13 protein-coding genes and 1 pseudogene are annotated in these 11628 nt (G+C 66.1%); 4 read left to right on the top strand and 10 right to left on the bottom strand.

Going from position 1 to position 11628, the window contains the following annotated elements:
- From VGD20_RS08330 to VGD20_RS08360, 7 genes are all read right to left on the bottom strand, one after another.
- On the bottom strand, positions 1-592 hold a 592-nt coding region (locus tag VGD20_RS08330; protein WP_331133997.1), incomplete at its 3' end, for an alpha/beta hydrolase.
- Between the two features lie 122 nt (positions 593-714).
- On the bottom strand, positions 715-978 hold the full coding sequence (locus VGD20_RS08335) for a DUF6356 family protein (protein ID WP_331133998.1): 264 nt from the start codon (positions 976-978) through the stop codon (positions 715-717).
- Positions 979-1057: 79 nt separating this feature from the next.
- Entirely contained in the window at positions 1058-1999 is a 942-nt protein-coding gene (locus VGD20_RS08340) for an alpha/beta hydrolase (RefSeq protein WP_331133999.1), read from the bottom strand.
- A gap of 6 nt (positions 2000-2005) precedes the next feature.
- A complete protein-coding gene (locus VGD20_RS08345) occupies positions 2006-2197 on the bottom strand; it encodes a helix-turn-helix transcriptional regulator (protein ID WP_331134000.1) in 192 nt (63 codons plus the stop codon).
- Positions 2194-2814 (bottom strand): hypothetical protein, encoded by a 621-nt coding sequence (locus VGD20_RS08350; RefSeq protein WP_331134001.1) that lies wholly within the window; start codon positions 2812-2814, stop codon positions 2194-2196. The genes VGD20_RS08345 and VGD20_RS08350 overlap by 4 nt, the downstream gene beginning before the upstream one ends.
- A 179-nt stretch (positions 2815-2993) precedes the next feature.
- Complete coding sequence (locus VGD20_RS08355) at positions 2994-3137, bottom strand: hypothetical protein (RefSeq protein ID WP_331134002.1); 144 nt, start codon at positions 3135-3137, stop codon at positions 2994-2996.
- Positions 3134-3556 (bottom strand): MerC family mercury resistance protein, encoded by a 423-nt coding sequence (locus VGD20_RS08360; protein WP_331134003.1) that lies wholly within the window; start codon positions 3554-3556, stop codon positions 3134-3136. Before VGD20_RS08360 ends, VGD20_RS08355 begins: the two co-directional genes overlap by 4 nt.
- Positions 3557-3702: 146 nt before the next feature.
- Here VGD20_RS08360 and thrS point away from each other — a divergent pair, with 146 nt between their 5' ends.
- From thrS to VGD20_RS08375, 3 genes are read left to right on the top strand one after another with little or no spacing between them, the layout of a single operon-like run.
- On the top strand, positions 3703-5706 hold the full coding sequence (gene thrS, locus VGD20_RS08365) for a threonine--tRNA ligase (protein WP_331134004.1): 2004 nt from the start codon (positions 3703-3705) through the stop codon (positions 5704-5706).
- Complete coding sequence (locus VGD20_RS08370) at positions 5703-6569, top strand: metallophosphoesterase (protein ID WP_331134005.1); 867 nt, start codon at positions 5703-5705, stop codon at positions 6567-6569. The genes thrS and VGD20_RS08370 overlap by 4 nt, the downstream gene beginning before the upstream one ends.
- On the top strand, positions 6566-7327 hold the full coding sequence (locus VGD20_RS08375) for a sulfite exporter TauE/SafE family protein (RefSeq protein WP_331134006.1): 762 nt from the start codon (positions 6566-6568) through the stop codon (positions 7325-7327). The genes VGD20_RS08370 and VGD20_RS08375 overlap by 4 nt, the downstream gene beginning before the upstream one ends.
- Positions 7328-7423: 96 nt before the next feature.
- Here the strand turns inward: VGD20_RS08375 and VGD20_RS08380 are convergent, their stop codons facing one another.
- Complete coding sequence (locus VGD20_RS08380; RefSeq protein ID WP_331134007.1) at positions 7424-9925, bottom strand: ABC transporter permease; 2502 nt, start codon at positions 9923-9925, stop codon at positions 7424-7426.
- Between the two features lie 154 nt (positions 9926-10079).
- Entirely contained in the window at positions 10080-10781 is a 702-nt protein-coding gene (locus tag VGD20_RS08385; protein ID WP_331134008.1) for an ABC transporter ATP-binding protein, read from the bottom strand.
- Positions 10782-10797: 16 nt separating this feature from the next.
- Between VGD20_RS08385 and VGD20_RS08390 the strand changes: the two genes are divergently transcribed.
- Positions 10798-11511, top strand: a complete 714-nt coding sequence (locus VGD20_RS08390) for an arylesterase (protein ID WP_331134009.1) — start codon at positions 10798-10800, stop codon at positions 11509-11511.
- Here the strand turns inward: VGD20_RS08390 and VGD20_RS08395 are convergent.
- Positions 11508-11628 (bottom strand): annotated as a pseudogene (locus VGD20_RS08395) (hypothetical protein); the annotation flags it as partial. The gene VGD20_RS08390 and the pseudogene VGD20_RS08395 sit on opposite strands and share 4 nt — an antisense overlap.

Here is an 11628-nt window from a genome sequence, read left to right on the forward strand (position 1 = left end):
GCAGCAGGCGTACGGGACAGGTGAGGGGGATTTCGGCATCGAGCAGCCGGTTTGCCTCGCCCGACTGAAAGAAACCCCGCGTCGTGACATAGGGCTGGTCGCTGTACGGCGTTTCCTCGACCAGCGCGCCCTGGGCGAGGATGATCGCTTTCTCGGCGTCGCTGAAACCCCAGTCGGTGAAATCGGGGGCGGCGGCGATGCCGACGAGCCCCGCGATGCGGGCCGGTCCGTCGCGCTGGGCCAGCGCGAGCGCGGTGAGCAGCATGAGCCATCCGCCCATCGACGACCCGACGATGACGACCGGTCCCTGGACTTTCGCGTCGATCAGGTCGAGCACATCGCCGCGCCAGTCGAGCAGATTCTGGTCGGCGAACAGGCCGTCGGAGAGCCCGCAACCCGCATAATCGAGCAGCAGGCATGCGTGCCCCTCGGCTGCCGCCCAGTCGAACAATGCGGTCGCCTTGCCGCCCGCCATGTCGGACATATAGCCGGGCAGGAAGACGATGGCCGGACCCGCGCCCGGCGTGTGCCGAAAGGCGAGTCGCGGGCGACCCGAACGGTCGAGATAATCGGGGACGCCGGGGTCAGTCATTCTCTAATTCCGCTCGTGTCGAGCGAAGTCGAGACACCCATCGAGATAGCGCCAAGCCGCGGGCATCTCGACTTCGCTCGATGCGAACGGGGTATATTGTGCGGGGACGAAACGCACCGGGATCAGATGACCCAGTCGATCGTGCTCATCTGCATCACGGCCTGCCCCTTGGCGCGCCGCTGTTCGACCATGATATGGTTGAGCCGCTTGATCGTGTCGCTGCCGGTGGTGATGCACCACCCTGGAACGACCGCGTGAACGAGCGCGCAGAGGCCGCCATAGATCATCGTCACGCCGAATTTCGACGCGACGCCGAAATGCTCGATGTAATTCTCGTCGACGCTCTTCGGGTGGTCGACGAACAGGCGCTTGAGCGACTTGATCATGGGGGGAGGGCTCCTTTCCGGCTGCCGCGGCCGTAGCGGGAGATGGTATCTCCCGCAAGGCTTGGCCGCCGGCGCGCCGTTATTTCGCGAGAAATGCGTCGACCGCCCGTGCGAATATTTCGGGTTGGTCGAGCATGATGAAGTGACGGCTGCCGGGCACCATCTGCGCGCCGAATTGCGGAGTGCCGGCATATTGCGGTTCGAACGCCGCTTTGGCGCGCTCGGGCGGCATCGCGCTGTCATCCTGCGCATAAAGCAATGTCACGGGCGCCTTCACCTTCGGCAACTCGCCGCGCATGTCGGTTGTCATCACATCGTACAGGGTCTGCGCGGTGACCCTCGGATCGGCGCTACGCATCCACCCGGCGATCGCGATGCGGCCGGACGGCGTATTCGACATGCCGCCAACCATCCCCGCCGACCCCGGATCGGTCACGGGCCCTTCGGGCTTTGGCTGACCATATTGTGCGCGCAGCATCGCCGCCATCGCCTCGGCTTGCGGGCGGATGGCGTCGACGCTCGCTGTGCCGAAGATCGTGCCGATGAAGGGCACCGCGTCGACGATCATCAGCCTGCCGACGCGGTCGGGCGCCTCGGCAGCGACCATCAATCCGGTCAGGCCGCCCATCGAATGGCCGATGATCGCGGGCGCGGGCTTGTCCTGTCCGACGATGCAGTCCTCGATAAAGCCGCGCACATCCTCGACCACCGTCGGGAGCACCGGCCCTTCGGCATTGGGGCCGGCGGCGTCGCCGAAGCCGCGGATCTGGACGATGTGCAGGCGATACTTTGCCTTCAGCCGCGCCGCTGTCGGCTCCCATACCGCGCGCGGCGTCGACAGGCCCGGGATCAGGATGAGGTCGGGACCCTGTCCTTCGTTCAAAATGGTCACGGCGGTGCCGAGCGTCAGGTCGGCCGAACAGGCGCCTTCGGTGCGCGGCGCCTCGGCCGCATCGGCGCGGCCGGCGACAAGGGCGACGATCAGGATGAAGATGGCGGCAACGGAGATGCGTTTTTTCATGGCGATTCAATCTTTCAGGAAAATCGCCTCGATCGGCATGCCGAACAGGTCGGCGATGCGAAAGGCGAGGGGGAGCGAGGGGTCATATTTGCCGGTCTCGATCGCATTGACCGACTGGCGCGACACTTCGAGCCGTTCGGCCAGATCCTGCTGGCTCCAGTCGCGTTCGGCGCGAAGGACCTTCAGCCGGTTCTTCATGTCCGGTCCGCGCGCCGTTCGGCCGACGTCATCATCATCTGGCCCAGCCCCAGACCGATCGCCCAGACCGGCACCACCCACCAGGCGGGTACATGCGGGGCGACGCCGAACGTTTCCAGAAAGCCCCACAGCGTTCCGACCAGAAGGACGAGTGCGAGGCCGATCAGCGCGGCGCTGGTCTGGCGATATCGCAGATATTCATCCTCTTCCTCGACCACATAACGGGCCAGCGTCCATACGAAGAAGATCATCGGCACCGACGGCAGGATCGCGATCCCCCACAGCAGGGTGCCTTGCGGGTCGAGATAGTTGCGAACGGTCATCGCTGTCCCCAGGCACAAGACATAGCTGATGGACCAGATCAGCATGCGCCGATTGTATCGCCGCGTCGCCGGCGACAACGCTCCCGCCGCGGCTTGCCGATTGTTCGCCGCCTTCGTCAACGGGAAGAGAAGCAGTGCCGCCGCCGCAACAAACGGCAATGATCGCCAGCCGCCCAACAGTCCACGATGCTCAAAATAGGCGATGACGCCCAGCGCCGCCGCGAACGCCGCCGCCCATAAGCCCGGATGGCGGCCGGAGAAGCGGGTTCCGGGCGTCGAAACATCCTGCGTCATGTCAAACTTCCTTATCCGATAGACAAGCAAGCTTTACATATGATTAGGTTCAAAGTCAAGTCTCATTGACATAAAGACAAGCATCCCATCAGCATGAAATGCTCGGACCATCAACCGGCTCGGCCAGCCAATGCGCACGAGTGTCTCGTCGGGCCCGATTCGTTGGTCAGGTGGAGCTGTCACCCCTTGCCGTCCTCAAGCCGGCGATAGCGGCCATGGTCGCTGACGACCGACAGGCCGAGCCGTTCGTAAAAGGCGGTGCTGGCATCAAGATCGCTGCGTGGCAGGACCGCGGCGATATGGTGGCGGGGTGCATCGGTCATGCTGCCAGTTCATGCCCGCCGCCACGATGACGCCAGCGCCAGTTGAGGAGATGCGCGGCGGCAAGGGTGAGTGCGCCGACCGAAGTCAGCAGCCGGTCGGCGGCTTCGGGATAGGCGGCTGCGATCCATCCCTCGTGCGCCGACAGGCCAAGCATGAGCAGGGCCAGCCCCGAGACTGCGAGTATCGCTGGCGCCAAACGCCGATGCCGCCGCCAACCATCGCGCATCGCGATTGCCGCCGCAGGCAAGGCGAGTAGCAATATTGCCGCATGAACCCCCTCGGGCAGCGCGATCCAGCGGCTGAGCGCAGGCGCGAGCAGCAGAGCGAGCGGCAGCGCAAGGCAGTGGAGCAGGCAGGTGAAGGACAGGGCAATCCCCGTCAGGTCGGCAAGGCGCAGGCGCGCGGCAGGGAGGCACATGATCTGTCTTTCGCGGGAGGAGTTCGCACGTCAGATAATGATACATTGTATCATTGCAAGCCTTGTTGTGAATCGGCCCCTTGCCGCCCATATCGCATGCTGGCAAAGGGGCGCCGCACTTTTGCGCAAGAAAGGCCAGTTTTTCGATGTCCCAGATGATCCGCGTGACCCTTCCCGATGGCTCTGCCCGTGAAGTCGTTCGCGGCACTACCGCGGCACAGATCGCCGCCGACATCGGACCCGGCCTCGCCAAGGCCGCGCTCGCCGCGAAGATCGACGGCGAACTGCGCGACATCATGCGTCCGCTCGAGGAAGATACGAACCTGTCGCTGGTGACGAGCCGCGACGAGGCCGACGCGCTCGAACTCTTCCGCCACGACTATGCGCATGTGCTGGCCGAGGCGGTGCAGAAGCTGTTTCCGGGCACGCAAATCACCTTCGGCCCCTCGACGGGTGACGGCTTCTATTACGACTTCGCCCCGACCGCCGAGCATGGCCCGTTCCGCGACGACGAGCTGCCGCTGATCGAGGAGGAGATGCGCAAGATCATCGCCGCCGACCTCCCACTCACGCGTGAGGTTTGGGAGCGCGACAAGCTGATCGCCAAGTGGCAGGCCGAGGGCGAGACCTTCAAGGCAGAATGGGCGGCCGAACTGCCGCAGGGCGAAGAACTGACGGTTTACCGCTCGGGCGAAGGCTGGATGGACATGTGCCGCGGTCCGCACCTCGCCTCGACGGGCAAGCTCGACCCAGCGGCGTTCAAGCTGACGCGCGTGTCGGGCGCATACTGGCGCGGCGACCAGAAGAATGCGCAATTGAGCCGCATCTATGGCACCGGCTGGCTCAACAAGAAGCAGCTCAATGAGCATCTCGTCCGGCTGGAGGAAGCCGCGAAGCGCGACCATCGCAAGATCGGGCGCGAGATGGACCTGTTCCACCTGCAGGAAGAGGCGCATGGCAGCGTCTTCTGGCACCCGAAGGGTTACCGCATCTATCGCGAGCTCGAAGCCTATATGCGCCGCGCGATCGACGGCTCGGGCTATCAGGAGGTCAAGACCCCGCAGGTGATGGACGCGCGCCAGTGGGAGCAGTCGGGCCACTGGGGAAAATATCGCGCGAATATGTTCGTGATCCCCGACGAGGTGCCGAACATCGAGGACGAGGGCCCGATCGTCTCCGACGATGCCGAGTGGATGGCATTGAAGCCGATGAACTGTCCCGCGCACGTGCTGATCTTCCGCCAGGGCATGAAATCATACCGCGATCTGCCGCTGCGCATGGCCGAAATGGGCTGCTGCCACCGCAACGAGCCGCACGGCGCGCTCCACGGCATCATGCGCGTGCGCCAGTTTACGCAAGACGATGGCCATATCTTCTGCCGCGAGGACCAGATCGTCGAGGAAGTGCGCGATTTCTGCGCGCTGCTCGACCGCGTCTACAAGCAGCTCGGCTTCGAGAAATATGCGGTGAAGCTCGCGCTGCGCCCCGACATGCGCTTCGGCACCGAGGAAATGTGGGACAAGGCCGAGGCTGAGCTTCGCGAAGCCGTCGAACGCGCGGGCATGGCGAACGACGATTATGGCTGGGAAGAACTGCCGGGCGAGGGCGCCTTCTATGCCCCCAAGCTCGAATTCCACCTGACCGACGCGATCGGCCGGACGTGGCAGTGCGGGACGATCCAGTCCGACCGCGTGATGCCCGAGCGCCTCGATGCGAGCTATATCGGCGAGGATGGTGAGCGCCACCGCCCGGTGATGCTCCACCGCGCGATCCTCGGTACGTACGAGCGTTTCATCGGTATCCTGATCGAGCATTTCGCGGGCCGCTTCCCGACCTGGCTCGCGCCCGTGCAGGCGGTGGTCGCGACAATCGTGTCGGACGCCGACGCTTATGCCAGGGACGCGGTGGCGCAGCTCACCGCGGCGGGCATCCGCGCCGAAAGCGACGTGCGCAACGAGAAGATCAACTACAAGGTCCGCGAACACAGCCTTGCGAAAGTCCCCTACCTGCTGGTGGTCGGCAATCGCGAGGCCGAGGAAGGCACCGTCGCGATCCGCACGCTCGGACAGGATGGCCAGCGCATCATGCCGCTCGCCGAAGCGATCGCGATGCTGAAGGGTGAGGCGACCCCGCCCGACCTGCGCAGTTGATCGCGGCCGAGAAGCGTCGTCCGCGCCGTTGGCTGCGCTGGCTCTTGCTGCTGGCGTTTGCCGGCGCGGTGCTGCTCGCCAAGGGCTATTGGAACGCGACGCGCGACCCGGTGATCCGGACTGCGGCGATCGAGGTTGCCGATTGGCCGACCGGTCAGCCGCCGCTGAAGCTGTTGTTGCTGTCGGATATCCACGTCGCCGGCCCCGATATGCCGCCCGAACGGGTAAAGCGGATCGTCGGCGATCTCAACCGGCTGAAACCCGACCTCATGCTGGTCGCGGGGGATCTCGTCAGCGAAAAGGGCGTCACGACGCATATCTACAAGCCCGCGGAAGTCGTGGCGCCGCTCGCAGGGTTGCGCGCGCCGCTCGGCGTCGTCGTCGTGCCAGGCAACCATGACCACGCCTTCGAGCCCGATGCGCTGCGCGGCGAACTCGAACGGCGCGGCCTTCGCGTGCTGCAGAACGAGGCGGTGAAGCTGGGCCCGCTAGTTCTTGGCGGCGTCGACGATGATCACTCGGGGCATGCCGATGTCCCGGCAACGCTCGCCGCGATGGACCGGCTCGGCGCCGGCGTGCCGCTGATTCTGGCGCACAGTCCTGACATCGTTCCCGCGGTGAAGCGCCCTGTCGCCGCGATCCTTGCAGGGCATACCCATTGCGGCCAGATTCGCTTCCCGATCATCGGTGCGCCTACCTATGCATCGCGCTATGGCGACCGTTTTGCGTGCGGCGATATTCGCGACGGAGGCCAGCGCGTATTCGTCGGCGCCGGCCTCGGGACCAGCATGCTGCCGCTCCGTTTCAATACGCCGCCCGATGTGTGGCTGATCACGCTCGGGCCAGGAACCGCGGCGCAGTGAACGACTTGCCGCACCTCGTCGGCCTCGCGCCATGGACCTTCGCCGGTGCGGCGGCGATGACCTTTGGCGCGGCTTTCGTGCGCGGCCTTACCGGCTTCGGGATGGCAATCATCCTCGTACCGCTGCTCGGGCTGATCATGCCGCCGGGGGAGGCGGTCGTGCTCGGCATCCTGTTGCAATTGCTGATCGGCCCGGTCGGCTTCCGGCGTATCGCCGCCGGCGCCGACCGCCGCACCGCGTTCCCCATCGGCCTGCTCGCGATGCTTGCAACGCCGCTTGGTATGCTCGCCCTGAAGGCGGTGACGCCCGACGTTGCGCGGCTGCTGATCGCGATCATCGCCATCGCCGCCTTCCTGCTGATCCTGATGCCGCAGCATCCCGATGGCCACCGGCCGGGGCGCATGGCGATCGGTTTCACCGGGATATCCTCGGGCATCCTCACCGGCTTCGCCGCGATGCCCGGGCCCCCGGTCGTGCCTTTTTACCTTCGCCAGCGGATCACCCCCGATGTCGCGCGCGCGTCGATGATGCTTGTCTTTTTCGCGACCGCCATCGCCGGGACGCTCGCTTCGCTCTGGCTCGGCCTCGCGACGATGAAGCTCTTCATCCTGTCGCTGCTGCTCTTCGTCCCGATGGCGCTCGGCGACCATGTCGGCACGCGCCTGTTCGGCCGCGTGCCCGTGCCGGTGTGGCGCGGCATCGTCGCGGTCGTGCTCGGCGTCGCGGGGCTTTCGGCTCTTCTGCGATTGATGAACTGACCTCTTTCCCGTTCGCATCGAGCGAAGTCGAGATGCCCATCGTTAGCGCACGCCTTCTGGGTGTCTCGACTGCGCTCGACACGAACGGATGAGGGCTTAAAGGCTGCGCAGCGCCTGCGCGGGCTTCGCCGACAGCAAGGGCCAGCTTCCCGCAATCCCGATCAGGAACGACAGCCCCGCGCCGCCGAGCAGGGTCAGCCCGACGATCAGCGGGTCGGGCGCGAAATCGAACTCGAACAGCTGCGTCACGACATACCAGGCGCCCGCCAGCCCCAGCCCGAGCGCGAGTACCGCAAGAATGCCCGCGAGCACCGCATATTCCATGCCCTGCGCGCCCAAAATCTGGCCGCGCGTCGCACCGAGCAGCTTCAGGATCACGCTGTCGTAAACGCGCCGCTCGCGGCTCGCCGCGATCGCGCCGATCAGCACCGCGATGCCGGCAAGGATCGCGATGCTCGCCGCCGCCGCAATCGCCTGGCTCATCTGCGTCAGCAAAGTCGTGACCTGCGACACCACATCGCGCACCGCGATCAGCGACGCGGACGGAAAGGCGCGCGGGATGCTGCGCGACAGGGCGGCTTCGGCTTCGGGGCCAACCGCGACCGTCGCGACCATATTATGCGGCGCCGCGTCGAAGGTGCCCGGCGAGAAAACGAGCACATAGTTGAGCCCGAAATTGTCCCAGTTGACGGTGCGGAGCGAGGCGACCCTCGCCTGCACCTCGACCCCCAACACATTTACCGACAGCGTGTCGCCGAGCTTGAGCCCGAGCGACGCCGCGACCTCCTGCTCGACGCTGACCAGCGGCCGCCCCTTGTAATCGGCCGCCCACCACTGACCGCCGACGAGTTCGCTGCCGTTGGGTAATGTCGGGCTATAAGTCAGCCCGCGGTCGCCGCGCAGTACCCACGCCCCCTCGGGCAATTCGGCGAGCTCGTCGACGCGCTGCCCGGCAAATTCGGTGACGCTGCCGCGTAGGGCCGGGATCATGTTTATCTCGGCCTTAGGGTCGGCCTCCTTCACCATCGTCTGGAAGCGCGCGGTCTCTGTTCGCGGCACGTCGAGCACGAAGAAGCTCGGCGCGCGCTGCGGCACGGTCGAGCGGATTTCGGCGGTGATGCTTGTCTGGATCGCCGCGAGCGTCACGAACAGGGTAAGGCCGAGGCCGAGCGCCACAACCAGCGCGCCGGTCGCGGCGCCGGGGCGGTGGAGGTTTGCGAGCGCGAGGCGGAACAATGGGCGCCTCGGACGTGGCAGGCGGCTCGCGGTGCGCCGTACCAGCCAGCCCAGTCCGACAAGGATGAGCAGCAGTCCGATCGCGGCCCCGATGAACCCCAATGCGAACAAGGGTTCGCGCGCCGTACCGACCGCGAGCGCGATGATCGCGGCAAGCGCTGCCGCGACTGCAACAACCGTCTGCCGGTCGATCCGCGCCGCGCCGCTGACCGTCGCGCGGTAGAGTCCCGCGGCGGGAACGTGCCGCGTCGCCGCGAGCGGGGGCAGGGCAAAGGCGACGGCAATGAGCAGGCCGTAGGCCGCACTCACGCCAAGCGGTAGCGGATAGATGGAAACGCCCGGTTTGACCGGCAGCACATCGCCCGCAATCGCGCCGATGATTGCGGGCGCGAGCGCGCCGACGATCAGGCCCGCGACAATCGACACCGCCGCGACCGCAAGGATCTGCAGCCCGTAAATGCGCGCCACCGTGCCGCTGTCGGCGCCGAGCACCTTCAGCGTTGCGAGCCCCGGCCGCTTGCCCGCGAGATAGCTCGCGACGCCATTGCCGACGCCGATCCCGGCGATCACCAATGCGGCGAGGCCGACGAGCGACAAGAACTGTCCCATGCGCTCGATGAAGCGCCGCGTGCCCGGCGCACCGTTGCTGCTGTCGGTGATGTCCCAGCCGGCGTCGGGGAATTCGGCGGTCAGCGCCTTGCCGACTGCCTCGGGGTTTGCGCTTTCGGGCAGGCGGACGCGATATTTGCTCTCGTAAAGGCTGCCCGGCTGGATCAACTGCGTCGCGGGCAGGTCGGAAAGGCCGATGATTGCGACGGGTCCCAGTGTGAAGCCTTCGCCGAGCCTGTCGGGCTCCTCGGCAATGATGCCGTCGATCAGGAACGCCTTTTCGCCGAACTTTACCCGTTCTCCGATTTTCAGCTCGAGCCGCGAAGCGAGATCCTTGCCGATCCAGATATTGCCGGCCGGCGGCGGACCTTTGCGCGCGCCGCTTTCCAGCCGCATCGTGCCATAGAGCGGGTAGGCGCCATCGACCGCCTTCAATTCGGACAGCAAAGCCTCGCCGTCGGGATCGTTCGCCATCGCGCGCAGCCGCACCGTCGCCGACGGTGTGCCGACGCGGCGAAAACCCGCCATTTCCTCTGCCATGGCTTCGCGCTGCGGCAGGCTGAATTCGACATCGCCGCCAAGGATCGTCTGCCCGCGCACTTCGAGTTCGGAGGTAATGCCGCGCGTCAGGCTGCCGATTGCCGCGAGCGTCGCGACGCCGAGGAAAAGGCAAACCGCGAGGAGGCGCAGGCCGCGAATACGCGTCGCAAGGTCGCGGCGCGCGATCCGCCAGAGCGTGACAAGCGGCAGCATTAGATCCTCCCTGTCGCGGAGCGATGGGGAGGGGGACCGTCGCCGCAGGCGATGGTGGAGGGGCCGCGACGCCAGCGCCATTGCCCCTCCGTCAGCGGCTGCGCCGCTGCCACCTCCCCATGGCTGCGCCACAGGGAGGATGGGCTCGCCACGCTCACGCCGCCCGCTCCTCGATCCGCCCATCGTGCATCACCACAACCCGGTCGCAATGCTCGGCGAGTTCGGGGTCGTGGGTGATGATGAGCAACGTCGCGCCCAATGCGGCGCGGCGCGCGAAGATCAGTTCGATGATCGCCTGTCCGGTCGCGGTGTCGAGATTGCCCGTCGGCTCGTCGGCGAAGATGATCGCGGGCGAGCTTGCCATCGCGCGCGCGATCGCGACGCGCTGCTGCTCCCCGCCCGAAAGCTGTGCTGGGTAGTGCGTAAGCCGGTGCCCGAGCCCGACGGCTTCGAGTTCGGCGGCGGCGCGCCCGAACGGATCGGCAATTCCGGCGAGTTCGAGCGGGACCGCGACATTTTCCAGCGCAGTCATCGTCGGGAGCAGGTGGAAGGCTTGCAGAACGATGCCGATGCGCCCGCGCCGGGCTCGCGCCAGGTCGTCCTCGTCCATCGTCGCAAAATCGAGCCCCGCGACGCGGATGCTGCCGCCGTTGGCGCGTTCGAGCCCGGCGAGCACCGCCATCAGCGAACTTTTGCCCGATCCTGACGGTCCCAGCAGCGCGACCGAGGTGCCTGCGGAGACTTCCAGATCGACGCCGCGCAAAATTTCCACAGGGGCCTTGTCGCTTCCGAGCGTGAGCGTCACATTATGGGCGGCGATCGCCAGGTCTGGCGAAGGTCGAGGCGCGTCGGTCAAGAAGGGACCCTTTGAAATGAGAACGGCCGGATGGCGCTCTTTCCTGATATATGGTTGCGCGATTGCGCTTTGCCAACCGCTCGCCGCGTGCGGATCGGCGGAAAACCCGTCGGCTTCGACCAATGACAAGGCTGCTGAGAAAACGGCGCCGGCGATCCCCGCCGACGCACCGCTCGTGATCGCGTTCGGCGACAGCCTCTATGCCGGCTACCAGCTTGGCCCGAAGGAAGGGCTCGCACCGCAGTTGCAGGCGTCGCTTGCCGAGGACGGCGTCGTCGCGCGCGTCCGGAATGCCGGCGTCTCGGGCGATACGACTGCGGCCGGGCGCCAGCGGCTGACCTATGTACTCGACAATGCGAAGGCCAAACCCGCGCTGGTCGTGCTCGGGCTTGGTGGCAACGACATGCTGCGCGGCATCGGTCCCGACCAGACGCGCGCCAATCTCGACGCGATGCTCGCCGAGCTCAGGAAGCGCGAGATCCCCGTCCTGCTCACGGGTATGATGGCCGCGCCCAATCTCGGCGGCGACTATGCAAAGAAGTTCAACCCGATCTATCCTGAACTCGCGTCGAAATATGCGACCAGCTTTTATCCCTTCATCCTCGACAATGTCGTGACCGACAAATCGCTGATGCTTGGCGACAATATGCATCCCAATGCGAAGGGGGTGAAAGTCGTAGCCGAAGCACTGGCGCCGCTGGTTGAACAGGCACTGCCAAACGCGGGCTAGCTCCCCCGCGGACCGAACAATATGATGGCCGCGCCGCCAAGGCAGACCGCGGCGCCGATCAGGTCCCAGCGATCGGGCTTCGCGCCCTCGACCGCCCACAGCCAGATGAGCGCCGCG

Source organism: Sphingopyxis sp., from assembly GCF_036402335.1.
GTDB lineage: Bacteria > Pseudomonadota > Alphaproteobacteria > Sphingomonadales > Sphingomonadaceae > Sphingopyxis.